General features: G+C 70.7%; 23 protein-coding genes and 1 pseudogene. 12 read left to right on the top strand and 12 right to left on the bottom strand.

Features of this window, described 5'->3' with window-relative positions:
- Positions 1–121: 121 nt before the first annotated feature.
- The 3 genes from ACIRG6_RS05790 to ACIRG6_RS05780 all read right to left on the bottom strand — a co-directional run bounded on the left by ACIRG6_RS05790 (position 122) and on the right by ACIRG6_RS05780 (position 1,408).
- Positions 122–358 (bottom strand): hypothetical protein, encoded by a 237-nt coding sequence (locus ACIRG6_RS05790; RefSeq protein ID WP_364686180.1) that lies wholly within the window; start codon positions 356–358, stop codon positions 122–124.
- A 65-nt stretch (positions 359–423) separates the two neighbouring features.
- Positions 424–699, bottom strand: coding sequence for a hypothetical protein (locus ACIRG6_RS05785; RefSeq protein ID WP_364686183.1), 276 nt, complete (start codon positions 697–699; stop codon positions 424–426).
- Positions 700–895: 196 nt separating this feature from the next.
- Positions 896–1,408 carry a hypothetical protein gene (locus ACIRG6_RS05780; RefSeq protein WP_403320991.1) on the bottom strand — a complete coding sequence of 171 codons (513 nt, stop codon included), beginning with the start codon at positions 1,406–1,408 and terminating at the stop codon, positions 896–898.
- A 94-nt stretch (positions 1,409–1,502) separates the two neighbouring features.
- On the opposite strand from ACIRG6_RS05780, the gene ACIRG6_RS05775 reads away from it, so the two are divergent.
- Complete coding sequence (locus tag ACIRG6_RS05775; RefSeq protein WP_403320988.1) at positions 1,503–2,351, top strand: hypothetical protein; 849 nt, start codon at positions 1,503–1,505, stop codon at positions 2,349–2,351.
- Positions 2,352–2,407: 56 nt separating this feature from the next.
- Positions 2,408–2,668: a hypothetical protein gene (locus tag ACIRG6_RS05770; protein ID WP_403320986.1), complete on the top strand. Its 261-nt coding sequence runs from the start codon at positions 2,408–2,410 to the stop codon at positions 2,666–2,668.
- Between the two features lie 176 nt (positions 2,669–2,844).
- Here the strand turns inward: ACIRG6_RS05770 and ACIRG6_RS05765 are convergent, their stop codons facing one another.
- Complete coding sequence (locus ACIRG6_RS05765; protein WP_403320984.1) at positions 2,845–3,123, bottom strand: hypothetical protein; 279 nt, start codon at positions 3,121–3,123, stop codon at positions 2,845–2,847.
- Between the two features lie 532 nt (positions 3,124–3,655).
- On the opposite strand from ACIRG6_RS05765, the gene ACIRG6_RS05760 reads away from it, so the two are divergent.
- The 5 genes from ACIRG6_RS05760 to ACIRG6_RS05740 all read left to right on the top strand — a co-directional run bounded on the left by ACIRG6_RS05760 (position 3,656) and on the right by ACIRG6_RS05740 (position 7,327).
- Complete coding sequence (locus tag ACIRG6_RS05760; RefSeq protein WP_403320983.1) at positions 3,656–4,228, top strand: hypothetical protein; 573 nt, start codon at positions 3,656–3,658, stop codon at positions 4,226–4,228.
- Positions 4,229–4,357: 129 nt separating this feature from the next.
- A complete protein-coding gene (locus ACIRG6_RS05755) occupies positions 4,358–4,936 on the top strand; it encodes an SMI1/KNR4 family protein (protein WP_403320981.1) in 579 nt (192 codons plus the stop codon).
- A gap of 851 nt (positions 4,937–5,787) precedes the next feature.
- On the top strand, positions 5,788–6,153 hold the full coding sequence (locus tag ACIRG6_RS05750; RefSeq protein WP_403320979.1) for a hypothetical protein: 366 nt from the start codon (positions 5,788–5,790) through the stop codon (positions 6,151–6,153).
- A gap of 182 nt (positions 6,154–6,335) precedes the next feature.
- Positions 6,336–6,917 carry a hypothetical protein gene (locus ACIRG6_RS05745; RefSeq protein WP_403320976.1) on the top strand — a complete coding sequence of 194 codons (582 nt, stop codon included), beginning with the start codon at positions 6,336–6,338 and terminating at the stop codon, positions 6,915–6,917.
- A gap of 152 nt (positions 6,918–7,069) precedes the next feature.
- Entirely contained in the window at positions 7,070–7,327 is a 258-nt protein-coding gene (locus ACIRG6_RS05740) for a toxin-antitoxin system HicB family antitoxin (protein ID WP_403320975.1), read from the top strand.
- Positions 7,328–7,553: 226 nt separating this feature from the next.
- Here ACIRG6_RS05740 and ACIRG6_RS05735 read toward each other — a convergent pair whose 3' ends face one another.
- Together ACIRG6_RS05735 and ACIRG6_RS05730 are read right to left on the bottom strand one after the other, a co-directional pair.
- Complete coding sequence (locus ACIRG6_RS05735; RefSeq protein WP_403320973.1) at positions 7,554–9,188, bottom strand: VWA domain-containing protein; 1,635 nt, start codon at positions 9,186–9,188, stop codon at positions 7,554–7,556.
- Positions 9,189–9,208: 20 nt separating this feature from the next.
- Positions 9,209–10,417, bottom strand: coding sequence for an AAA family ATPase (locus ACIRG6_RS05730; RefSeq protein ID WP_403320972.1), 1,209 nt, complete (start codon positions 10,415–10,417; stop codon positions 9,209–9,211).
- A 368-nt stretch (positions 10,418–10,785) separates the two neighbouring features.
- On the opposite strand from ACIRG6_RS05730, the gene ACIRG6_RS05725 reads away from it, so the two are divergent.
- Positions 10,786–11,163, top strand: coding sequence for a hypothetical protein (locus tag ACIRG6_RS05725; protein ID WP_403320969.1), 378 nt, complete (start codon positions 10,786–10,788; stop codon positions 11,161–11,163).
- Positions 11,164–12,074: 911 nt separating this feature from the next.
- Here the strand turns inward: ACIRG6_RS05725 and rfbB are convergent.
- Together rfbB and ACIRG6_RS05715 are read right to left on the bottom strand one after the other, a co-directional pair.
- Positions 12,075–13,067, bottom strand: coding sequence for a dTDP-glucose 4,6-dehydratase (gene rfbB / locus ACIRG6_RS05720; RefSeq protein WP_403320967.1), 993 nt, complete (start codon positions 13,065–13,067; stop codon positions 12,075–12,077).
- Positions 13,064–14,128: pseudogene (locus tag ACIRG6_RS05715) on the bottom strand (glucose-1-phosphate thymidylyltransferase). The gene rfbB and the pseudogene ACIRG6_RS05715 overlap by 4 nt, the downstream one beginning before the upstream one ends.
- 23 nt (positions 14,129–14,151) lie before the next feature.
- Here ACIRG6_RS05715 and ACIRG6_RS05710 point away from each other — a divergent pair.
- Complete coding sequence (locus ACIRG6_RS05710; RefSeq protein ID WP_403321803.1) at positions 14,152–14,607, top strand: ester cyclase; 456 nt, start codon at positions 14,152–14,154, stop codon at positions 14,605–14,607.
- 14 nt (positions 14,608–14,621) lie between these two features.
- Here ACIRG6_RS05710 and ACIRG6_RS05705 read toward each other — a convergent pair whose 3' ends face one another.
- Positions 14,622–15,308, bottom strand: a complete 687-nt coding sequence (locus tag ACIRG6_RS05705; protein WP_403320964.1) for a DUF4232 domain-containing protein — start codon at positions 15,306–15,308, stop codon at positions 14,622–14,624.
- Positions 15,309–15,626: 318 nt separating this feature from the next.
- On the opposite strand from ACIRG6_RS05705, the gene ACIRG6_RS05700 reads away from it, so the two are divergent.
- Positions 15,627–15,887, top strand: a complete 261-nt coding sequence (locus tag ACIRG6_RS05700; RefSeq protein WP_364824128.1) for a hypothetical protein — start codon at positions 15,627–15,629, stop codon at positions 15,885–15,887.
- A 40-nt stretch (positions 15,888–15,927) separates the two neighbouring features.
- Here ACIRG6_RS05700 and ACIRG6_RS05695 read toward each other — a convergent pair whose 3' ends face one another.
- A complete protein-coding gene (locus ACIRG6_RS05695) occupies positions 15,928–16,386 on the bottom strand; it encodes a DUF2871 domain-containing protein (protein ID WP_364824125.1) in 459 nt (152 codons plus the stop codon).
- 507 nt (positions 16,387–16,893) lie between these two features.
- Here ACIRG6_RS05695 and tap point away from each other — a divergent pair.
- Together tap and tpg are read left to right on the top strand one after the other, a co-directional pair.
- The gene (gene tap / locus ACIRG6_RS05690; protein WP_403320962.1) at positions 16,894–19,077 is read left to right on the top strand and encodes a telomere-associated protein Tap; all 2,184 of its coding nucleotides are present in this window, start codon (positions 16,894–16,896) and stop codon (positions 19,075–19,077) included.
- Between the two features lie 9 nt (positions 19,078–19,086).
- Entirely contained in the window at positions 19,087–19,644 is a 558-nt protein-coding gene (gene tpg / locus ACIRG6_RS05685; protein ID WP_364685886.1) for a telomere-protecting terminal protein Tpg, read from the top strand.
- Positions 19,645–19,728: 84 nt separating this feature from the next.
- On the opposite strand, the gene uppS is transcribed toward tpg, so the two are convergent.
- Positions 19,729–22,347: a polyprenyl diphosphate synthase gene (gene uppS, locus ACIRG6_RS05680; protein WP_403320959.1), complete on the bottom strand. Its 2,619-nt coding sequence runs from the start codon at positions 22,345–22,347 to the stop codon at positions 19,729–19,731.
- Positions 22,348–22,364: 17 nt separating this feature from the next.
- Positions 22,365–23,018 (bottom strand): ABC transporter ATP-binding protein, encoded by a 654-nt coding sequence (locus ACIRG6_RS05675; protein ID WP_364685880.1) that lies wholly within the window; start codon positions 23,016–23,018, stop codon positions 22,365–22,367.
- Positions 23,019–23,137 lie beyond the last annotated feature (119 nt).

Raw genomic sequence — 23,137 nt, 5'->3', positions numbered from 1 at the left:
CAGTGGGTCGTCGACGAGCGGTCATAGCTGCTCGATCTGAACGAGGACGTGTTCGATGTCGCATCGGTCCGTGCGATGTTGACGCAGTTCGGAGCGCAGACCGCCGACACCGCGACGCCGGTCAGGGGGAGACGTAGTCGCCCCAGCCGAAAGTGAGAACGTACGCCCGGCGTACTGCCTCCCTGCCTTCCTCTGCGGTGCGCAGGAGGGCCAGCATGAGGACGAACCACGCCGCGAAGCATCCCGTGATGATCACAGCCCAGCGGGGCCCCGAGAAACAGCCGACAACGACCACGGCGATGACCGTCACCGCCAGGCCGATGTGCGCCCCGCCGACATCCGTCTTACCGTCTGCCATGGCACCCCTTCGACGAGCATTTTCGAACCGATGATGCAGGCTTGGTCAACGCCGTTTGACCGTGCTCAGGACGCATCGTCAACTAGTGCGAAGCCTTCCGGGAACTGTTCCAGGAAGGCGCGGCGAGCCGGGTCGGTCTCGGCGGCCGCCATCTCCCCGACCAGCTCCACCAGCTCCTGCCGCTGAGCATCGGACAGCGAGGTGACCCGGTGGGCGACGCCCTCCAGCACCTTGACCGCGTCGTCCGGGTCCATCTGCTCGTCCTCACTGCCCTCGATGAACCACAGGACATCCACCAGTGCCTCGCCCAAGGCGCGAGTCAGGGACGGGTAAGACGTCACGTTGGCCTCCCAGCAGGTCCACGGCAAGATCCGTCATCCCACCACACACCACGGACACCACCCACAGGACCCTCCACGCGTCCGTGGACAGCGCAAAGCCGACCCGCGATACCGGCCGCCTGCCTGGACACCGTGAACAGGGAGTCGACTTGAGCGCGCTGCGCGCTTTCACCGCCCGGCACGCGGCGCACTGGGCTCAGGTGTGAACTAGTGAGGCGTGGATGCGGTCGATGGCCCGCAGTACCTCGTCGCGGTTCTTGGCGTGCTGCATCCATGCGGGCAGGCGGGCCACCACGGTCATCTTCCGGCCGTGGTCGTGCCAGGGAATCCCCTCACGTAGCGACGCCTGCACGAAGCGCCTGATCAGGTCGAGGTGTTCCAGGTTGTAGGCCCATACCCATCCGTGCCGGGTCTCGGTCTGCAGCCACAAGGGGAGGCCGAAGTACGGGTCGGTGGCCGGCGTGTGCCGGTCACGGTGCAGGGCCACACCTCGACCGCTCCATTGCTTCGCCGTCCCGCAGCTGCGGCAGACCAGACGCCTCGCAGCGAAGAGACCACGGTCGTGCCTTCCTTCCGGGGCCGGGTCCGAGGCAGTTACGACGTGCGCAACCCTCGCGCAGCCGGGACAGCGCACGAGGACCGAGACGAGGAAGTCGAACTTCGTGCTGCGCGGATCCCGGAACCGATGGCGCGTGGAGAGCGGACTCATCGCACCAGTATGCGAGCCAGGCACCGAGGCTCCCACGGGATAAAACGCCGGCTGGCACCCGGCCCTCGATGCCGCAGCGGAGAGGATGCCGCCCATGGCTGATGGGGTTGCGGCGACCGCACTGTGGGCGCTCGTGGAAGAAGCAGAGATCGAGGCGCTCGTGGGAGGCCCGTCCGACATGCAGCGCTTCGCCGTCGGCGGGGCGACCGTGGTGCTGGGCCCGTCAGGGAGCGTGATCATCACGACGGCGGGTGACGCGCTGGGGGACAACGGTGTGTGGAGCGCGGGGGAAGTCCGTCTGGTCGGTGAGGCGCCCGCGCCGGTGACCAAGCGGCTGCTGGGCGACCTGGAGGCGTGGGGCGCCGACGAGTCGTCGCTGCCGATCCACCTGGCCGTCCGCGTGGCCGAGGGACTGCTGTATCTGGGCACGGGCCGACGCCGGCGCGCGCACATCATGCAACCGCCGGACGGCGGTGAGCCCGCACTCACGAGCTGTGGGCTGCGGCTCGACACACGACTGAGCAGGCCCATCCTGGACCGGGTCCGCCCCGCCGCGCCTGCACCAAACCTGCCGGATCTGGGGTGGCTGGACCACGTCAACGGGGACCGGGCCGCAGCGCTCGAGCAGTTCGTCACCGGCTGGTACCCGGCCGCCGACCAGCCCCAGCCCCAGCCCCGGCACCCGTCATCCGCGCCGGCCGGGTCACGGTCGCTGCCCGGCCGCCTGCAGCAGCTCTACCTGCTGGCCGAACAACGGCCCGTCTGCTCGGACACCACAACCACATCCTGCCCTGGCACGAAGTCTCCACCGCCTTCCTCGGAGAGCTGCTGGTCTTCGGCGCAGAGAACCAGGGAGGCTTCTACTGGTGCCTGCCCTGGACCCTGGACGAGCCGGAAGACGACCCGACCGTCTGGTTCCGCGAGTTCGACGAGACGCCGATAGCCGAACAGGAGCCGCTCAGCGGCTTCCTCCTCCAGTTCTCCCTCTTCGAAGCCGCCATGAGCGCCCACTACCTCGGCCACGCCCACAGCCTCAGCGACCGACAAGTAGCCCAGCTCACCGCACCCCTGCAGCACGTTCCCCTGCGGCCCTTCTGGCCCCGCACCCGCACCCGCTTCTACGTCGCACCAGGACTCGTCCTGTACGTCGCCGATTCCCTGGACGACGGCAAGTTCGACCTGTGGGCCGGCGCCACACACCGCAGCGCTCTGCAGGCCCTCCCGGAATCCGACGTCAAGTGGAACCGCTTCGACGGCTGACAACCGCGCCGCTGCGCCGGCAACCAGCGTTCCAGACACCCCGGCCCCGGCGGCCTCCGGCTCGCTGAACCGGAGGCGAGACGGCTACCTACCGGCCCGGGCGGCTGTCCCTGGCGCGGGAATGCCTGTAGGCCTGCAGGTCCGTCCGGCGTACTGAGCCCTCCGTGTTCGGTCTGTCAGACCGGCTCGAAGCCCGGCTGGATTGGGCCGATCTCTCCCGCGGTGGCCAGTTCTTCGAGGTCCTCCGGCTCCAGGTACTCCAGGGCATCGGGGTCGATGCCGTGGTACCGGTCCACGTTGAGCAGTTGCCGCACGAACGCGAGGACGAACGCCGAGAACGACCCGTCGAAGGTCTCGCAGCCCTCTTCATGGGCCATCGTGACGACCTTCCACCGGTCCGGGTCCGGGTCGCAGGGCAGAAAGAAGTGCTCGTCCCCGCTCTGGTCGTATCCCACGAGATCAGCCCTCCGGGCTCCGGGTGGAAGGGATACGGGACATGCTCGGCATCCCCGCTGCCAAGGGCCCGGGCGCGACGTTCGGCGAACGTCGCGTGCGTTACGCGCATACGCTCCAGCAGCGGGCTCGACCCCCGCGGATGAAAGACAGCGAGTTCGCCGCAGATCAGCCCGCTGCCGTACTCATCAAGGAACGCCTTGAAGTCGCCGGGCAGGGCCGCACCGACGTACTCCTCGACCTCGTCCCAGCCACCCGGGACCGCACGCTTGGCGACGGGCTCGCCCAGCAGGGCCCGCAACTCATCCAACGAGGACATACACCTCTCCCAGACCGATCAGCGAGGAACTGCGCGCCAACCTAGCCGCGCACTACGACGTCGCGCGGCGCGGCCCTCGTCAGACGGGACACCCTGCGGAAGCAGGCGCACCGCGCGGAACCCGCGAAACGGCGGGGCGAAACCTGCTGCCCAACGGCATTGCGGGTAGCTCATAGTGGAGCCACACATCACCGAGCACTCTGGAGCATGCGGCCGTGACGACCGTGCACACCGAACCTTCTACCGAACGGGTCCCCGGGAGGGCCTGGACCGTCCGCATCGTCGGCCACGGCCGAACTGCCGCCTCCGTCACCTGCAGCACTGCGGCCTGCCGGATGCCGGCCCGCTCCGATGACCTCACGGCGCTGCGGGCGTTCGCCGCCCGGCACGCCGCCGCCCACGCCAAGGCGGCCACCGTCCGCCCCAACGCCTGGTGCCACTGCGGCTCCCAGCACTGCGGCGCCCACCCCGACACCAAGACCCACTGCGCCGGCGCCGTCCTGCTCATCCTGCGCCACGACCCCGTCATGCGCCGCGTGTGGAGCGTCGAAGAAGTCTGCGAAACCTGCGCCCCGCTCATCCCCAACGCCACCGTCCTTGCCCGCGCCGAGCGACCGCGCCGCACCCCCAACCGCCCCACCGTTCAGGCACCGGCTCCTGTGCGGCCGGTCGTCGCCGGAGGCTTCTCCTCACCCACCGCTCCCGGTGCCGGCGAACCCGCGCCCGTCCGCCGCTCCCGGCGCAGCTCCCAGCGCTCCTGGTCCCGGAGGTCCGGCCAGGGCCGCTGAGGCATAAGACCCGTTCCGGTGACTGCGCCGCTGCTCGAACCATGCCTGCTGGTCGTAGGTGCTGGTGGGTATCGTGCACCAGCGCGAGAATCAGGGGGACCGATGGCGGGCCGAGCTGACGTAGAGGCGTTGCAGCGGATTCTGCACAGCCAGTGGGGTGCGGACGAGCAGGTGGACTGGGCGGCAGCCGAAGCCGCCCTGGGCACTGCTCTTCCGTCCGACTACCGGGGCTTCATGGCGGTCTACGGTGGCGGCGGCATTGATGAGCTGAGCATTCTCCCGCCTCTGCCGACCGGAAACGGCTGGCAGGGATCGATCACCGGTGACATTGCGGGGTTCCGGGAGCTGTGGGCCATGGAGGGCGGAGTACCCGGGATCCAGCTGGGTGCTGACCGAGTCCTGCCCTGGGCCAGCGGATGCAACGCGAACGAACTCGGCTGGCTGATGACCGGACCGGACCCCGACCAGTGGCCAGTGGTCGTCTGGAGACGGCACGACAGTCCCCACTGGGCCCTGTTCGACTGCGGCATGGCCGCATTCCTCAGACGCCTCATGACAGCTGACTTCGACGAGTGCCCCCTCAGCGACCTGTCGCTGTGGGGACACGTGGGCACCTTCGTCCACCACGAGGAACAGCAACGCCGGTTCCATGCGGGCCTGGATCCGATGACCGGCGAACCGAGTCCCTACGCCGGCATGTTCGACTGAGCGCCAGCACCGGCTCAGGAGAGGCGCGAACCGCCTCGTCCCAGTTACGGTGCCCCGCGGCCAGGACGTGGCGCAGTTCAGCGCGGTGGCGGGGGCCGGCCGGGAGATCCAGCCGGTCGAGGAGAGCGAGTGCGGCCGCAGGTTCCAGGTCGCCGTAGACGTCGTGGAAACCCCCCGCAGAGCACGGAACAGGGCGGGGTGCAGGGCGGGCAGTTGTAGAGCTGTGCGGTACGTGTGTTCCTTCACCGGCCACGGCACCGGGCCCGAGCACTCCAGAACCCGCGGGGTTGGTGCGGTCCGAGTCCAGCCGGAGCCAGCCGCGGGGATCGGTGACCGTCCGGTGCAGCACGGCGTGGCCAGATCCGGCAAAGCCGCGCTCCGCCAGTGATCCAGCGGCATCGCAACAGCACGAAATTGAGGACCCCAGAGCTGAGCTGCGCGCTGCGCACGGGTCTGCGACCACCAGGCAACCGTTGGACGCGGGACCCTTCTGCTCGCCGAAGCGGCTTGAGACGATCACAGATCTGGAGTCTGGCGAGACCCGATCACTCATCGAGCACTGGACCGGCCGGCAGGTCCTGGGGTTGGAGCTTCCCACCCGCCCCACAGCGAGAAACCGAGACACGCCGCCGCTACCGCCGTACCCGGCCGGGCCCGGGGGGTCGAAGGGGTAGGCGGGCACGGTCTGGCGGTCACGCGCTCGGCGAGCCACCTTACGACCGCGTGGATTCGGTCGTCGTGCGTCCAGTCCTCGTGCCGCCGCGGGCCGGTGGCGACGAACGTGTACTGGTCGTACAACAGCCGCAGCGCTGCCGCGTTCCAGGGGCTGCGGCGGGAACGGAACCCTGGCCTTGCTCATCGACACGCGACGCCGCACCTGCACCGAACTGCGCACCCGCCTGGACAGGGGCCCGCGCTACGGCCAGGATTCCGCCACCGCCCACGACCTGGCCGCCGCCGAAGAAGACCTGCGGACCCTCGAGCGGCGCTACGCCGACACCCAGACCGAATTCGCCCTGTCCGTCACCCTCGGCCGCACCTTCGACCAGGTCCGCAACCCCCCACCCCCCGACGCAACCGCCGCCCAGCACTCCGCCGGCGCCGCACCACGCCCCTCCCGCCGCACCGCCCCCACCGCACCGACAGGCCACGACCAGGCCACCGCTACGGCGCTACGCCCGGGCCCTGCCGCTCACGGCAGGACGACAGGCGGCTGACCGAACTGCCGCGGCAGGCTTGCGGCCCATGCAGGCCCTCCCACCAACGGCGCGCAGCATGCGGCCAGGAGGCCCGATGCCGAAGGCCCGGCACGCCCGTGCGGCCGCGGCGCCGTCCACGCAGCTGTGGTCTCAGCAAAACCCGCTGCTTGCCGTCCTCAAGGTGTCCTACCGTTCCACGCATGACTCCGATCAGCCTCGAGAACCCGCTGACCTCAGAAGACGCCCAAGAGCTGCTTGCCATGCTCTCTGCCCGCGTTGAGGTGAAGCGAGGCATGAGCGAGTGGGAACTCGACCACGTCGAGGAGCGCTGGGGGTTCCGCTTCGCGCCGGAGCATCGAACCCTGCTTGGGGCAGGGCTTCCTACGGGGAGCCGTAGTTGGCCCGATTGGCGGGACGGCGACCCGGAGGACCTGGCGGAGCGGTTGGCCTGGCCGGTGCACGGGGTGCTGTTCGACGTGGAGCACAACGGTTTCTGGCATCCGGACTGGGAGCTGCGGCCGACGGGCACTCAGGATGCCGTGGAAGTGGCTCGCATGTACTTGGCCAAGGTTCCGGTCATGGTGCCGATCCACTCCCACCGATACCTGTTGGCCGATGCTGACCGCTCCGGTACCCCTGTGCTGTCGATGTACCAGACGGACATCATTCCTTACGGCACTGACCTGGTCGACTACTTCCATCACGAGTTCGGTCGCCCTGTGCCAACACCTGAGGATCATGAGTACGCCCCGATCCCGTTCTGGTCCTCCTTCCTGGACTGAGCGGCGCCGACGCCAGGGGCCTAGCCCGGCGTCACGTCCGCACGCAACGCGGACCCGTGTTCCGGCCACCGGGCTCCACCCCGGCTCGAACGCTCCGCCGCTTGCCCCGCAACCGTCCTGTGCCACCGTTATGTGGTGGCTACCCTGGCAGCATGTCTGTCACCACCATGACCCTGCGTGTCCTGGACGAGCTCGCCCCGTCGATCCGGGCGGCCGCGGCCGAGGCCGGCCTCAGCGTGAACGCCTATGTGGTGCGTGCCGGCCGGAGTGATGGCGGTGGCGTGATGTTGGCCCCCGCTGATGTCCAGGCGGAGGAGGACATCGAAGCCGTCGTTGCTGCTGATGTGCAGGCTGGTCCAGCAGGCCTTCGTTCGGCCTTGTCTGGGCACCGCAGTGCCGCTTCCTCGTGATCGGGAGCTCTTCCGGCCCGGGTGAAGCCGGTGTTCATGCCCTCATCAGCGGCCGTCGATGCCTCAGGATCCGGTGGCATCGACGGCCGGATCATCATCGACGGCAGGGAGGACGCCATGCCGGACGCGAAGGGCGGGGGGCCGTTGCGGAGCCGGGACGGGGCACCCGCGATGTAGGGGGCGGTGGCCCGCAATCCCTGACGGCGCGCGGTGTCGGGCGGCCGGGTCAGATCACGCGGAACAGATCCGCGGCGGCGTGGACGTCGGTGAGGTCCTCGACGGAACGGAGGTTGTCGCACAGCGCCGCGAGGACCGAGCCCGCCGCCGCAACGCGCGGGGCGCCGATGCCCACCCCGAAGACCCGGAAGCCCAGCCGGCGCTTGGCCTCGTTCCAGTGCCGCATCCACGCCTCGGTGACGCCGCAGTCGTCGTCGGTGAGGATCACGATGTCGCCCCGGGTGCGGGCGGCGTCGTTGAACTCCTCCTCGAGCAGTTCGCCTGCCGCCGACAGGGGCCGCTGGTAGCTGGTGCCGCCGCCGAGGAAGGTCTCCGCGAAGTCGAGGGTGCGGGCGAGGTCCGCGGGCCGGCCGGCCGGGAAGCGGAAGACCCGGAGCCGGTCGGCGGCGGAGAACACGATGCCGACGAAGTCGCGCCCCGCGTGGCGGGCCTGGTCCAGCAGGGCCAGCGCGCACGCCTTCGCCCATGCCTCCCGGGTGATGCCGCCGGGCCCCGCCTCGTACATGGAGTGCGAGGTGTCCACGCACGCGATGACGGCGCCCCGGCCAGTGGCCTGCTCGCCCTGACTGTCGTAGAGCATCAGCTCCCCGGCGGCGTAGCGCGCGGCGAACACCGCCCGCAGTCCGGGCAGTCCGAGATTCGCCAGTTCGGACGGGATGACCCGGGAGAGGTCGTCGCCGAGCGTGACCCCGATCAGCTCGCCGGTGGCGTTCTCCACCTTGCGGGCCCGTTCGCCGTCGGCCATCTGCCGGAAACGGCCGATCAGTTCGGCCCACTGGGCGAGCCGTCCGGTGCGCAGCCGCTCGGCCAGCCGGGCGCGCTCGTCGAAGGGCATCCGCTCCAGCTCGCCGGAACCGACGCCCCAGGCCCGCATCAGCGCGGCCTCCTCCCGGGCGGCCGCCGCCGACTTCGCCACCGCACCGCGCGCGGCGGCACGGACGCCGGGCACGGTCACCGCGAGCGACCGGGCGGCGTCAAAAGCGGCCCGTTCCGCGGCGGCCTTCGCGTACTGGACCGCGCGTCGTACGGCGTCGGCCGCCGGTCCCAGCACGGTGCCGTCCTCGTCGGCCTCCTCGGCGGCGTGCCGGAGCGCCTCGGCCACGGCGTCCGCCGCGTCCCCGGCCTCCCGCCGGGCCCGCTCCGCCCGCTCGTCCTGGTCCCGGGCGGGCCGGGAGTCCTCCAGCATCCGGCGCAGTGCGGTGCCCTGAGCGAGCACAGCCATGGCGGCGGCGTAGGGATCGCCGACCGTCTCCCGGTGCAGCTCGGCGAAGTCCGGCGACTCCAGGAGCGCGGTGATGATGCGGTGGTTGACCAGCCGGGAGGGTGCCATCTGGCGCGGCTCGCGTAGGCGCGGAGCGGCCTTGTACGCGGCCAGGAAGGCGTCGGTGAGGAGGTCGGCGGTGTGCGGGTGGCGCTCGCCCAGTTCGGCGGCCAACTCACGCAACGCCGTCGACTGTTCGTAGGTGTCGCGCCAGGCGATGCGGTCGAAACGGTCGGCGGACACGGCCCCCGTGTGCCGTACGGATGCGGCGGCCGGCCGGGCCAGCCATACCCCGGCCAGGTCCGTCAGCACGCCGAGCCGGCTCGCCGCCCCGCCCGCGTCCACATCGGTGCCGTCGTTCACGCTGCTGTCCTGACCCGTGCTCAGAGCTGGGCCTGCACGGTGCTCGCGTCCACGCCGAGAGCCTCGGTGAGCACCCGGGCGCGCACGGCGCGCTGACGGCCGGTGACCCGGTCGATGGCGCTGGTGGAGCGCCCCGCGCCCACCGCCTCCGCGCGCAGTCTCTCCAGCCGCTTGCCCGCCATCGCCAGCTGGTTGTGCGCCTTCTTGATGACCCACTCGCTCAGCGCCTCGCGGGACTGCCCCGCCATCGCGTCGAGCTGGGTCTCCAGCTCCTCGATGGTGTCGGCGAGGTCGAGGGCCTCCTTGGCGTCCGGGTTGACCAGGTGCAGCACCTCGCGCTCGACGGTCGGGCGTTCGGCGGGGGAGTCCCACAGCACGTGGGTCAGCACCGACAGATCGCTCTCGCCGACCGAGGGGCGCCCGTCGAGGTACGCGGACGCCTGGAGCAGCCCCACCGCCTGCCGCCAGCGGCGGTCGGAGGCGATCAGCTCCTTGCGGCGCAGGGCGGCCCGCAGCGTGCACACCGCGTCCACGATCCCGTCGGGCACCTCCACGGCGGGGACGGCCTCGGCCACGGCGTGCCGCAGGGCGGCCAGGTCCACGGTGGTCCGCCTCGGCGCGGCCGGACGGCTGACGGCGGAGCGGACCAGAGCGGCGAAGTTCGAGGGGTTCTCCAGGTACTTGACCTCGATCCGCACCAGCAGCCGGTCGTAGATCGCGGCCGAGTCCTGACCGTCGGGCAGTTCGTTGCTCGCCGTGATCGCGCCGATGAGGGGGCAGCGGACGGGGGCGCCGCCGCTCTCGGGGTGGTAGATCCGCTCGTTGAGGTAGCCCAGCGTCTCGTTCAGCGCCGCAGTGGAACACTTGAAGATCTCGTCGATGAACGCGACGTGCGCCGTGGTCGCGCGCCCTTCGTAGACCTGGCGGTACTCCCCGCGTGCCAGCGCGGCCACGTCGATGGGCCCGAACATCCTCGTCGGTGCGGTGAACTTGGACAGCAGGATCTCCCAGTAGGACGCCCCCACGATCCGGCCGGTCAGCTCCCGGGCCAGCTCGGACTTGGCCGTTCCCGGCGGGCCGAGCACCAGCGAGTGCTGACCGGCCAGCAGCGTCACCAGCAGCGTCCGGACGACGTCGGCCCGCTCGTAGAAACGGTCCGACAACTCGTCGCCGATCGCCCGGAGCTGCTCGGCAGTGTCCGGTGCCTCCTGCGGGTCCTGTGGGCCCATGGCCGACTCCTCCTGTGGCGGTCCTGGCGGGCTGGCGGTGACCCGAGCCTATCCCGCACAGACGTCCGCATCGTCGCCCCGCCTCCAACCGGTAGGCAGCTTGACTCGCGCACCTCCTCGGCGACACCACCGTGGCGCCATCGACCAGACTGTCCGCCATCAATCGCCGGTGGCCATCCGCGTCAACCAGGTCGGATAGGTGCCCGGCGAGAAGACGTTCGCCCATGTCATGGGGGGCCGGGACACACTGGCCGACGCAGAGTTCGAGGTCCTGGATGAGCGCGCCGACACGGCCGGGCACGGCGGCAGGCCCTGCGCCGCGTGAGGCCCAGCGAAGCGACGCCGCGCACGCCGCACGTCCTGCGGTTTTGGCTGAGCACTCGGGCAACCTCTGCCACCTGGTCGGCGAGGTCACGGCAGCCTGGGCACAGAGCGGACTGCGGGTGCTGTTCCTCGAGGAAGCCGAGGGCTACTGGTGCTGGACCATGAGCGGCGTGAGGCGTAGCCGGAGGCGCAGCAAGAAGGAGACCGAGCCGGCCGCCCCGGCCGGGGCCGACCACCAGCATGCTGTGGGGCTCGCCGGACGGCCCCGGCGTCCTGATACGCCACACATACCTGGGGGTCCGCCCCCCTCGCGGGAGAGCGACCGCGGCTGGCCCCGCACGGACCGCAGTCCGCTCGCGGCCGCGGTGGCCGGCGCCCTCGACGCCTACGACGTGATCATCCTCCTGCCGAAGACCGGGTAGGGCTGCCCGGACCGGGAGAACGCGACGGCGCACGTGGTGCTCGGCGAGATCAACGTCTTCCCGGACGCCGACTACAGGACCGCCCTCCCCGGACCCGGGGCAGAAGAGAAGGGCGCTGGCAGGAGGTGGAGTTCCCGCTGGTCAGTTTCTCGGTCGGTGGGGTCCTCGGTGTCCGGGTTCCGTTGGGACGGTTCACGCATCCGTTCCCGTGTGCTGTCTGCTGATCGTCTGGGGTAGCGGGCAGGAACCGTATTCCGCTTTCCGGGGCGGGAGTGCTGGGTGAGCTCTGAGCCCTCTGTGTCGTCTGCCAGGTCGCCTGCCTCGTGTTGGCCGGGACGGTTCGGGCCGCTGCTCCGGAGAGGCGTAGAGCATGGCGACGATTCGCTGTTGGGGGTTGAGGACGCGTCCGGCTTTTCCTGAGCAGGTACTGCACGTCTTCTGCGTCGTGGATGGCTGCCGTGGCGGCCGTCGCCTGGATGGCGGTGTGACCCTGGGATGTGGAGATCGTTTGCCATGCATGATCAAACCAGCCACGTTTGCCGTCTCAGGCGCCCTGCTCGTTGGTGCCCTCTTCATGTCAGCGACACCTGTTCAGGCAGCTGATGCCGATCCCGAGCCTGCTCGGGCGGCTGTTCCCCTTCCGACGGCACCGGTGAGCACCTGCCCGAGCGGCCTCCTGGGCATCCTTCTTGGCTGCCCCCGATAGAGGGAGCAGGTAGGGGGAGCAGGGGGTAGACCGATGGAGGCGGGCCCGCGGCCGGTGTGGCTGCGGGCCCGTGGGCCTGCCGTGGCCGGTCCCGTGGTTGGCCGGGTGTGGGGTTGGTCAGGAGCCAGGCAGACCGTCGTAGGGGCGTCCGCTCGTGAAACGTTTGTGAACGGCCCCAGGGCCGCGTGCGAGGACGGCGGTCATGTCACAGGGCGGCGCGTGCCTTCAACGGCTCCCACCAGTCGCGGTTGTCGCGGTACCAGGCGAACGTCTCCGCCAGCCCCTCGGTGAAGTCCTTGCGCGGACGGTAGCCCAGCTCGGTGGAGATCTTGGTGCAGTCCACCGAGTAGCGCAGGTCGTGCCCGAGCCGGTCGGGCACGTGCTCCACGCTCTCCCAGCCCGCCCCGGCCAGTGCCAGCAGCAGCGTGGTCAGCTCCTTGTTGCTCAGCTCGGTGCCGCCGCCGATGTTGTACACCTCACCGGGCCGGCCCCCCGTGCGCACGAGCTCCAGGCCCTGCACGTGATCGTCGATGTGCAGCCAGTCCCGCACGTTCAGACCCTCCCCGTACAGCGGCACCTTGTGCCCGTCGAGCAGGTTGGTGATGAACAGCGGGATGACCTTCTCCGGGAAGTGGTGATGGCCGTAGTTGTTGGAGCAGCGGGTGACGCGCACGTCCAGACCGAAGGTGCGGTGGTAGGACAGCGCCATCAGGTCGGAGGACGCCTTCGACGCCGCGTAGGGCGAGTTCGGCCGCAGCGGGGAGCTCTCCGGCCAGGAGCCCTCCGCGAGCGACCCGTACACCTCGTCGGTGGACACGTGCAGGAACCGGGCCGTGCCGCCGGGCCGGCGCAGCGCCGCGTCCAGCAGGGTCTGGGTGCCCAGCACGTTGGTGGTGACGAACTCGGCCGCACCCGCGATGGAGCGGTCCACGTGGGACTCGGCGGCGAAGTGCACGATCTGGTCGTGCCCGGCCACCAGCTCGGCGACCAGGTCCCGGTCGCAGATGTCGCCCCGCACGAACCGGAAGCCGGGGTGGTGGCGGACCGGATCGAGGTTGGCCGGGTTGCCGGCGTAGGTGAGCTTGTCGAGCACGGTGATGCTCACGTCGCCCGGTCCGCCGGTGCCCAGCAGCCGGCGGACGTAGTGCGAACCGATGAATCCCGCGCCGCCGGTGACGAGAATGCGTGTGAGGGTCATGACGAGATCTGTACCTTGCTGTGGTCGCCGAGGATGAGCCGGTGCGCGGCGGGCGCCCGCGGCGCGGGCGTCACCTCCACGTTGCGTCCGATGATCGACGCTTCCACGTGGCGGGCGCCGCGCACGGAGGAATTGTCCAGGACGTTGGAGAACTCGATCTCGCTGTCCGTGACGTCGCAGTCGTTGGAGATCGACGTGAAGGGCCGACGTAGGAGGAGCAGATCACCGTGCCCGCGCCGATGACCGCAGGGGCGACGATCCGCGAGGCGGTGACCTTGGCGCCCTCCGCGATCCGTACCCGTCCGATGATCTCGCTCGCCTCGTCGACGTCACCCTCGATGCGCGGCTCCGCGGACTCCAGCACTGACCGGTTGACCTCGAGCATGTCGGTGACGTTCCCGGTGTCCTTCCAGTATCCGGACACGGTCGTGGACCGCACGTCGAGCCCGTGGTCGATCAGCCGCTGCAGGGCGTGCATGATCTCCAGCTCGCCCCGCCAGGACGGCTTGACGGAGCGCACGGCCTCGTGCACCGCGGGCGTGAACGGGTAGACCCGACCTGGGCCAGGTCGCTCTTGGGCGTGGCCGGCTTCTCCTCCAGGCCGATCACATCGTTGTCCGGGCCGAGCTCGGCCACGCCGAAGGCCCGCGGGTCGGAGACCTTGGTGAGCAGGATCTGCGCGTCGGGGCGCTGCGCGCGGAAGTCGTCGACGATGGAGGAGATGCCGCCGACGATGAAGTTGTCCCCGATATACATCACGAAGTCGTCGTCGCCGAGGAACTCCTGGGCGATCAGCACGGCGTGGGCGAGCCCGAGCGGGGCTTCCTGCGGGAGGTAGGTGACCGTCAGACCGAACTTCGAACCGTCGCCGACGGCCTGCCTGATCTCGGCGGCGGTGTCCCCGACGACGATCCCGGCCCCGTTGCGCCGGCGTCTGCGATCGCCTCCAGGCCGTAGAAGAGCACGGGCTTGTCGGCCACGGGCACCAGTTGCTTGGCTGATGTGTGGGTGAGGGGGCGCAGGCGGGTTCCGGCCCCGCCGGAGAGTACGAGAGCCTTCATGGCACCGACCCCAGGAGCGCACGCTGGAGCGGGAGTGGGGGATCGCACGCGCCCTCAGCCCCCCAGCCCTGCTCGAGACGCGGCCCCGATGCTTCCGGGCATGGCAGACGACCCATGACGTCAGCACCATCGGCGAGCACACCGCGCCGGGGCACATCGACCAGAATCCGGTCGTCGCCGACGGCGTGGAGGCCAACGCGGCCTTCTTCCAGCAGATCTTCGACGCGTTCCCCGACGTCAGGGTCGTCGCCCACGACGTCCTCGTCGACGGGGACCGGACCGCCGGCCGTTTCGAGTACTCCGGCACCCACCAGGGCACCTTCTTCGGCGTTCCGGCGACCGGGCGCCGGCTGGCCTTCCAGTCCATCGACGTCTGGCGCGTCGAGGACGGCCTGCTGGCCGAGCACTGGGACCAGCCCGACATGGGCGGCATGTTCCACCAGCTGGGCGTCGACTTCTACGCCCTCCAGAAGGCCTGACCCACCCGCCGAGGTCAGCTCGCCCCGCCCTGGCCGGCGCTGCCGATCGGGCCGACCCGGACGGGGGAGCCGGCGCCGTCGGTCACGGGCAGGGTGGCCGCGCCCGGCCAGTCAAGGGTGACCGACTTCGTCTCGTCGGGCGGGGTCACCACGAGTGCGGTGACACGGACGCCGGAGCCGCCCGTGTCGTTGACCGGGTAGCTGACGGTGAAGGACACCGACTTGCCGTCCTTGAGAATCATCCGGCCGGCCTCCTGGCCGGTGCGCTCGGCGGACAGATCGCCCGCGTTGGTCTTCAGGTCGACGCCCGCGTACCCGGTCAGGGCACAGTCCCGGCCGCCGCCGTTGGTGAACGTGATGGCGACCGAGCCCTCGGTGTCGCCGTCGATGGTGCTGTCCGACGCGGTGACGTCCAGTTCGTCGGTGCGGCACGCGCCGGCCTCGGCGCCCGCGCCGGTCCCGGCGGACGTGTCCCGCCCGCCGGAGCTGCCGTCCGTGCTCTGCCCGCCGGAGGCGTTCCCGGAGCCGTCCTTCCCGCCGTCCTGCCCGGCACCGCCCGAGCCCGAGCCGCCCGCCGAGGAAGCCGGTGAGGACGCGGACGGGCCGTCGCTCTGTGCCGTGCCGTCGTCGCCGTTGCAGGCCGTGAGCGACAGACCCGCGGCAACGGCCAGGGCGGCGAAGGTGAGCTTGCGAACGCGCATCGTCTTTTCCCTCAGTCTCGGTGACAGGTACCGCCCGCCTGGCCCCGGGGGGACGAGCGAGCGTCTGTGACCACCAGGACCGCTGCGCACCGGCGAAGCGTTCCGCCCAACGGCCCGCCAGGACACCCCTGTTACAAACAACGAGACCCCGCGCACGGGAACGGTGTGCCCCGGCACGCCGGGAGGCACCGTCTCCGGGCCCCGCCGCCCCGCATCGCGCCACCGGCCGCGCCCGCTCGCGCAACGCCGCCCGCTGGGACGAACCCGTGACCCGGCAGATCTTGACCGCACCGGCTGTCACCGGCTCCCGGTCAGGCCATGCTCGTCCTCGAATCCGGCGACGACAGCGACGGCCCCTGCGCGCCCGGCCCGCTGGCCGAGGCCCTGACCGAGATCGAGGAAGCCGTCGTCCCCCTCGCCGCGGGCCGCGATGCCCGTGTGCTCACCGAGGTGCTGTGGAGCGCCTGGCACGGCATGGCCACCCTCATCAACGCCGGCCGCCTCGACGCGGAGCCGACCGGGGCACGCCTGGCGATGCTGACCGACCAGCTCACCGGCCCCGCCGCCCAGCCGGCCTGAACCGGCCAGGCCACGGGGGAGCGCAGGCACAGCCGGCGGCTCAGACTGTACTCTTCACCTGCTCCGGCTCCCCGGCAGGCGGCTGCTGCTGCCCGGCCGGCTCCTTGAGCCGCTTGCCCAGCAGCACGAACAGCAGGATGAGCCCGACCGTCAGCAGGATGTGCCCCAGGCCCGCGACCAGCGACAGGGCCTCCGGCATCTCATGGCCGAGCACCGTCAGACAACCGTGCACGCCCATCATGCCCACGGACACCGCGATACCGGCGTTGTAGAACCAGAAGAAGTTCGTGAACAGCTTCGACGGGGACAGCCCGAACTGCTTGTCGAGCCCCAGAACGATCAGGAAACCGAACATGCCCAGCGTCAGCAGGTGCGTGTGCATCACCGACAGCTGCGTGTCCCCGGTGAAGTCCTTGATCTTGGTGAACTCCCGGTAGAACAGCCCCGAGACCACCCCGATGATCATGTAGACATGCGCTGCGTGAAACGACTTTCGCATCGCGGTGCTCGCTCCCTGCGGTCGATTACGGTGCCGACACCGCTCATTCAAGCACCCCCGAACGACTCCAACTGCCCTTAACGCAGGGCGCCTCGAGCGCTCGTCCAGCGTGACCACGACCCTGATCAGGCAAGCACGCCTCAACCGTAATCACGCACCAGCTCGTAGGGAACGAACCGAGAACCACTTGAGAACCCCCTTCGCCTGCACCGACGCGGCCGACCGGGAAGGAGACGCCGACTTGGCAACTCTTGGCAAGGCCGGCGACCCGAGTGCGGCCGGTGCCGCCCTGCCGAGGCGGGGGCGGCTGGAACGCACCGGCTCCGAGCGGCCGTGGCATGTCCGCCGTGCCGCCTTCCGGCTGCTCGCCGCGCACGACACAGTCGTGGCACGCGGGCGGCGGCCGGGCTCCTGCGAGACCCGCCACACCGGAACGCACTCGATATGCACGGCGACCGTACGCGATCCGTACGGTTTCCGAGGTAGCGTGGGAGTCGGAGGTGCTCGATGTCCGAGTTGTTCGACGCGGTCGACGCGCTGGTCGCGTCCCGCTCCGCGCTGCCGGCCGCGGAGGAGCGCAAGCGGCTGAGGGTCGCGCACGGCTTGACTCTGGACGAAGTCGCCGCCGCGCTGAAGGTGCGCCGGGCGACGGTGTCCGGCTGGGAGTCGGTCAAGAAGACGACCGAGCCGCGCGGCCCGGAACGTGAGGCGTACGCGCGGCTGCTGAACAAGCTCGCGGCGCTCTATCCCGCGCCCACTGACGCTTCACCCGCGATGCCGTCCACCGACCCGGCCCCCGAGGCCTCGGCCACGGCCGCACGCGACAGCATCCCGGCCGCCCCCGCCCCCGCCCCCGTCTCTGCGGACCCTGTCGAGCCTGCGGAGCAGGCCGCACCGCGCCCAGGGAGCAGCGCCGGTGCGCGGAAGGGGGCCCGGGCCGGCCGGCAGGCGGACAGTACCGGGCGGCGGTTCGAGAACGGGCCGCTGGCGGTCGTCGACGTCGAGGACGGGCAGGTGCTGGCGTACTGCACCGGCGGCCTGGTCCTCGAGGTGCCCGCCAAGAGCCTCCCGGCCCTGATGGAGTGGACGCTGAAGGAGGCGCGGCTCGGACAGCCGAGGCTGTCCGCCGCCGGGAAGGACGCCGACCCGCTGCTCGTGCTCACCGAGGCCGCGCTGGAGCGCTACGGCCTTCCTGTCGCCCTCACCAAGCAGGAGCGGCTCGCCGGCCGGATCCCGGAGAACCACAAGGTCATCAAGCAACTGGTCCGCGCGGAGTGGAAGCTGACGAAGCGCGGGTTCGGGCCGTGGGCGCGGATCTACCGCCCGGCCACCGGCTCGTCACGGGCCTGCGTCCAGCTGTGCATCCCGTCCTGGCACGCGCTCGACGCGCGTCACTGGGGGAAGGCCGGGCAGCTTCCGCCCGCGGAACTCGCCCGCGTACTGGGCGTGTACGCCTCGCGGGTGATGACGCCGCGCGGCTCGACCGCCGTGACCGGCCTGGAGCTGATGACCGCGCTGCACCCGGCGACCCGCGCGTCCGAGCCGGACGCCGACGGCAAGCGGCACTCCGAGCACAATCCCGGCTCGCTGGGCAAGGACCCGGTCGACCCGGCGCCGTGCGAGGCCCCCGACGGGCATCCGCTACTGGCGGACCTGCCGCGTTTCCACGTCCGCGGCCCCGGCGAGAAGCTCTTCGAGGAGGCGTACGACTGGGCGCGGCCGATGACCGACGACGAATGCACTCTGCGGCACCTGGTCGGCATCGACGTCAACATGGCCTTCGCCGCCGGCGCCAACGGCCTGGTCGTCGGCCTCGGCGCCCCCACCCACGTCACGAACCCTGTCTTCGATCCGAAGCTGCCGGGCTCCTGGCTGGTCGACCTGTCCCACGTCGACCTGTCCCGGGTGAAGGCCGGCAAGGACAGGTGGGCGGAGCTGGACGCCTCGCTGTTGCCCTCCCCGTTCACGCCGAAGGGCGAGCGCCCGACCGGCCCGGCCTGGTACGCGACGCCCACCGTCGCGTACGCGGTGGAGCTCGGCTACGAGGTACGCCCGACCGAGGCGTACGTCCGGTACGACAACGGCCGCTACCTGGACGGCTGGTACAGCCGCCTGCGGGACGCCTACCTCGCCACGATGGCCGACCTCGGCGTCGGCGCCGACCTGTCACCGGCCGACTTCCTCGCGGCGATGGACGGCTGCAAGGAACGCGACCCGGAGCTGGCGATCGTCGTCTCCGCGATCAAGGCGACGGTCAAAGGCGGCCTGGGCAAGCTCCGCGAACGCCCCCGGGGCGAGGGCTGGCGGCCGGGCGAGCCGTGGCGGGCGCTGTCCCGCCCGACGTGGCGCCCGGACATCCGCGCGGCGGTCATCTCCCGCACACGGATCAACCTGCACCGAAAGATCGTCAAGCACGCGGCGTTCACCGGCCAGTACCCGGTCGCGATCCTGTCCGACTGCGTCGTCTACGCCTCGAACGGGCCGAGCCCGCTGGACTTCGTGCCCTACCGGGACGGCAAGCCGCTGCCCGGCGGCTTCAAACTCGGCGTCAACCCCGGCCTGGTCAAGCACGAGGGCACCCAGAGCGTCCTGTGGGGCGAGGAGGTCCGCGAGCGGTTCAACGCCCCCGACCTCAACCTCGCCCGCTACATCAAGGACGGCACCGTCACCGACGCCGACAGCGGAGAGTAGGAGCCGGCGATGAGCCTGTTCGGGAACGGCCTGGACGCCGCCGTGCAGAAGGCCTTCACCCGCCCCGCGCCCAAGAGCGCGGGCGCGCAGATGCGGTACCTGGTCAAACAGCTCAAGGGCACCAAAGCGGTGGCCCAGACGCTGCGAATCTCCCAGCGCACCGTCGAACGCTACGTGAGAAACCAGATCAAGAAGCCCCGACCGGACCTCGCCGCACGCCTGGAACGCGAGGTGAAGAAGCGCTGGCAGCCCCAGGTCCGGGCCAGGGCCCGGCAGCAGGCGGCCACCACCGGCGGCATCGTCATCGACACCCGCGCCCGCATGGGCTACACCGCGCCGATCGGGTCGACGGACCAGGACCGCATCCGTCACCTGACCGTCGCCCTGCCCCCGCGGTACGCGGCCCGCCTCTTCGATGCCCAGGAGGCAGGCGCCGGCGACCGCGAGCTCAAGGAGATCGCCGCCGAAGCACTCAAGGAGGTCTACTTCCAGGACAGCGGCCGCCGCGCCGGCTCCCTGGAGGAGGTCCGGTTCACGGACATCGAGCACCTGGAGTTCGACCTGTAGCGCTTCCCGCCCGTGGCAGGGCCCCCGCAGGACAAGTCCTGAGTTCTCGCACATCCGGGCCACCCCCTTGGCGCCGTCGAAAGATCACCTGGCGAATCCGTGGTCGTCGGGCGGGCCGGAGGCCGACTGCGCCGCTCCGAAGCGGCGGTCGCGGCGGGTGTAGGCGTCGACGGCCTGCCACAGATGGGTGCGGTCGACGTCGGGCCAGAGGGTGTCGAGGAAGACGAGTTCGGCGTAGGTCGCCTGCCAGGGAAGGAAGTTGGAGGTGCGCATCTCACCGCCGGTGCGGATGAGGAGGTCCACCTCCGGCAGGTCGGGCTGGTGCAGGTGGGCGGCCAGATGCCGGGGGGTGATGGCGTCGGGGTCCATCGTTCCCGCGGCCACTTGACGGGCCAGGACGCGGGCGGCCTGCGTGAGTTCGTCGCGGCCGCCGTAGTTGACGCACATGTTCAGGGTCAGGGCGGTCCGGTCACGCGTGGCGTGCTCGGTCCGGCGCAGTGAGCGCACCAGGTCCGGGGGCAGCCCGTCAGGGGTGCCGGACCAGCGCAGGCGTACGTCGCGTTGCCAGACTTCCTCGGTTTCCCTGTCGAGGCTGGCCTGGAAGAGGTGCAGGATGGCTTCGATCTCGGCGGTGGGGCGTGTCCAGTTCTCGGTGGACAGGGCGTACAGGCTCAGGCAGGGCAGGCCGATCTCCAGGGCCCCGTACACGGCTTCCCGCACGGCGGTCTGGCCGGCCTCGTGGCCGGCGGTGCGCGGCCGGCCGCGGTGGGTGGCCCATCGTCCGTTGCCGTCCATGATGACCGCCACGTGCCGGGGGAGCAGGTGAGCGGGCAGCCGGGGCGGCCGGGCACCGCTGGGGTGCGGCACCGGCGGCAGCAGAGGCGGCGTTGCAGGAGCAGTGGGGCCGCTTTCCGCGGAGCGTGGCAGCGGGACGGCGGCAGATGACGTCCGGCCGGCGGTGCGGGTGCGGGTGTGGTGGCGCCAGGTTCCGGACACGCGGAGCCGGCCGCGCGCCAGCGTGAAGTGGAAGCGGACCGGGTGGGCGCGGATGCGGCCTGTCAGGAGCGCGTGGGGCTTCTGGTCGATGCGGTCGAGTTCGAGCCGGTGGAGGTCGGCGATGGTCCGCAGCGCGGCGGCCATGGGCGGATGCCCGGTGCCGGCGGTCGCGGTCTGCTCCAGCCACTGACGGGCCTGGGCGGTCATGGCGTGGACCATGTCGGCAAACCTGCCGCCCGCCCGGCCTTGCGCGAGGTCCTCGGTGACGATGCCGTACTCGTCGAGTACAGCGGCCGGCAGCTTGACCAAGCCCTCCGCGGCGTCTTCGCGCAGGTCGCGCAGCACGTCCAGGAGGTTGAGCGCGTCGGTCCACACCCGCAGTGCCTGGGCGTCGCCGGAAGTGAAGGTCAGCCCGGGGGCGGTGAGCAGGGTCATCAGGCGCCTCACCCCGAAGGGAAAGGTCAGCGTGCGCCAGTAGGCCAGCCAGTCGTCCCAGGTGGCCAGCGTGGTCGTGCCCTTGGCGTCCTGGCGGTAGACGGCGTTGGTCGCCCCGACTCCGTCGCTGGGCAGGTCCCAGGCCCATACCGCGTGCACGATGGCCGAACGCAGCGGATCTTCGCTGTGGCCCCGCCGCAGATCGGCTTCCAGCAGTTCGCTGCACCGGCTGACGCGCTCGAACCTGTCCTGCTGATCAAGCTGCTGGGTGTCGGAGATGTTGTCGAGGTACCGGCCGTACCCGTACATGGCCCACAGCACGGGCCGCAGACGGGTGGGGAAGAGCTTGGGAAGAGCCGCTTCCACCGGGCCTGAGCGGTGCATCAGGCGGCGGCAGATCTCGTAACCGGCGATGACCTTGGCGTCGTGGATGCCGGCCTGACGGTAGATGCCGGCGCGCACCGGGTGCAGCAGGCGCAGGGCCATCAGGTGGGCGGAGGGCTTGGAGATGCGCGGGCCCAGGAGCGTCCGCACAAGGGTGCGTCGGCTGGTACGCGCGGTGAAGGCCGCCAGCCCGGCAACGGTCAGACCGGCCGACCAGCACAGACCCAGCAGAAGCTGACGCCAGGGGAAGAAGGTGAGATCGGCCGCGGAGACAGAAGCCTGCATCGCCCCGTAGGCGGGCAGCCACTTCAGCATCGGACTGTCGGCGGCAGGGTTGGCAACGGGGTTCTGCAGTGTCAGGTCGATCAGGCTGACCATGATGACGACGAACATCCCCGCCAGCTCGCTGCGCAGCATCGCCGCCAGCAGGATGCCCACGCCCCCGTAGGTCAGGGCCCCGACCATGAACGCGCCGGCCATGACGTCGAGGCGCTCGGGCCGGTAGAAGACGCACACCCACGCCGTGGCGTAGCCGGCCGTCAGCGCCGCGGTGAGCAGCAGTACGCCGCTGCGGGCCAGCAGCAGACACAGGCGCGGATATCCGGCGAGCACCAGGCGGTGGTCGAACTCCGCCGAGCGGCTGGCGGCCAGGAACATCATGAAACCGACGATCAACGCGATGGAATGCAACGCCCCCGACAGCTGCGTCACCGTGTTGGCATCAAGGTTCACCGGCCGGCCCGCCGCGCGCAGGAAGAACCGCACCGGATCACTCGGCAGCACCCGGTAGGCGAGGGTGAGCCACAGCGGGATGAAGAAGACCACCAAGGCCAGCGCCAACCGGTTACGGGCCTGCTCCAGCACAGCATGACGCACCGCCGTGCCCATGCACTGCCACCACCACCTCATGCGGCACCCCCCGCAACAGCGCCGTGGTCGACGGCCAGGACGCCGTCCTGGAGGCGGTGCAGCACATCGAGGCGTTCCCGGTCATGGGCGAGGTGGGAGACCACCACGACCGTACGGCCCCGCTCGCACAGGGCCCTGGCGAGCTCCCAGAAGCATAAATACGTCTCCCAGTCGAAGCCCTGGTACGGCTCGTCCAGCAGCAGCACCTCCGGATCGTGCATCAGCCCCACCGCGAGGTTCAGCTTCTGCCGCGTCCCGCCGCTCAGCGTGTGCAGGCGGCTGCGAGGACTCTCGTCGAACCGCAACTGCTCCAGCAGCTCCCACACCCGCTCGCAGTCATCGAGCCGGTAGGCGGCCTGGAAGAACCGCACATGCTCCCGAACCGTCAACGCCGGGTGCAGCACGGTGTCCTGCGGGCAGTAGCCGATCCGGCCGCGGCACTGGACCGTGCCGCTGTCGGCCGCCGCCTGACCCACCAGGATGCGCAGCAGCGTGCTCTTGCCCGCGCCGTTCGCACCGACGATGCCCAGCAGACAGCCCCGCGGCACATCCAAACTCACCCCCCGCAGCACCGGGCGCCGGCCATAAGCCTTGCGCACGTCATGAAGACGCAGAACGGCACCCGTGGGCCCCGAAGTTGAGAAGTTCACATCATCAGCAACGAGGAAGCTCAGAGATGGTAGCGGGAGTGAAATCCTACCGGGCCGGCGGAAAACAGACCGGTGGGAACCTGCTCTTTCGCGGCAGGACGGACGTGCTCCGGCCGGCC

Source organism: Streptomyces flaveolus, assembly GCF_044765825.1.
Classification (GTDB): domain Bacteria; phylum Actinomycetota; class Actinomycetes; order Streptomycetales; family Streptomycetaceae; genus Streptomyces; species Streptomyces flaveolus.
This window is presented reverse-complemented; position numbering and strand designations above follow the sequence as displayed.

What these genes read in the sequence shown, in the direction of transcription:
- tap (WP_403320962.1), top strand. Translation starts at nt 16,894, where the DNA reads ATGTCCGAGTTGTTCGACGCGGTCGACGCGCTGGTCGCGTCCCGCTCC.
- uppS (WP_403320959.1), bottom strand. Translation starts at nt 22,347, where the DNA reads ATGGGCACGGCGGTGCGTCATGCTGTGCTGGAGCAGGCCCGTAACCGG.
- ACIRG6_RS05770 (WP_403320986.1), top strand. Translation starts at nt 2,408, where the DNA reads ATGAGCGCCCACTACCTCGGCCACGCCCACAGCCTCAGCGACCGACAA.
- ACIRG6_RS05730 (WP_403320972.1), bottom strand. Translation starts at nt 10,417, where the DNA reads ATGGGCCCACAGGACCCGCAGGAGGCACCGGACACTGCCGAGCAGCTC.
- ACIRG6_RS05700 (WP_364824128.1), top strand. Translation starts at nt 15,627, where the DNA reads ATGCTCGTCCTCGAATCCGGCGACGACAGCGACGGCCCCTGCGCGCCC.
- rfbB (WP_403320967.1), bottom strand. Translation starts at nt 13,067, where the DNA reads ATGACCCTCACACGCATTCTCGTCACCGGCGGCGCGGGATTCATCGGT.
- ACIRG6_RS05695 (WP_364824125.1), bottom strand. Translation starts at nt 16,386, where the DNA reads ATGCGAAAGTCGTTTCACGCAGCGCATGTCTACATGATCATCGGGGTG.
- ACIRG6_RS05740 (WP_403320975.1), top strand. Translation starts at nt 7,070, where the DNA reads ATGTCTGTCACCACCATGACCCTGCGTGTCCTGGACGAGCTCGCCCCG.
- tpg (WP_364685886.1), top strand. Translation starts at nt 19,087, where the DNA reads ATGAGCCTGTTCGGGAACGGCCTGGACGCCGCCGTGCAGAAGGCCTTC.
- ACIRG6_RS05790 (WP_364686180.1), bottom strand. Translation starts at nt 358, where the DNA reads ATGGCAGACGGTAAGACGGATGTCGGCGGGGCGCACATCGGCCTGGCG.
- ACIRG6_RS05775 (WP_403320988.1), top strand. Translation starts at nt 1,503, where the DNA reads ATGGCTGATGGGGTTGCGGCGACCGCACTGTGGGCGCTCGTGGAAGAA.
- ACIRG6_RS05745 (WP_403320976.1), top strand. Translation starts at nt 6,336, where the DNA reads ATGACTCCGATCAGCCTCGAGAACCCGCTGACCTCAGAAGACGCCCAA.
- ACIRG6_RS05780 (WP_403320991.1), bottom strand. Translation starts at nt 1,408, where the DNA reads ATGAGTCCGCTCTCCACGCGCCATCGGTTCCGGGATCCGCGCAGCACG.
- ACIRG6_RS05705 (WP_403320964.1), bottom strand. Translation starts at nt 15,308, where the DNA reads ATGCGCGTTCGCAAGCTCACCTTCGCCGCCCTGGCCGTTGCCGCGGGT.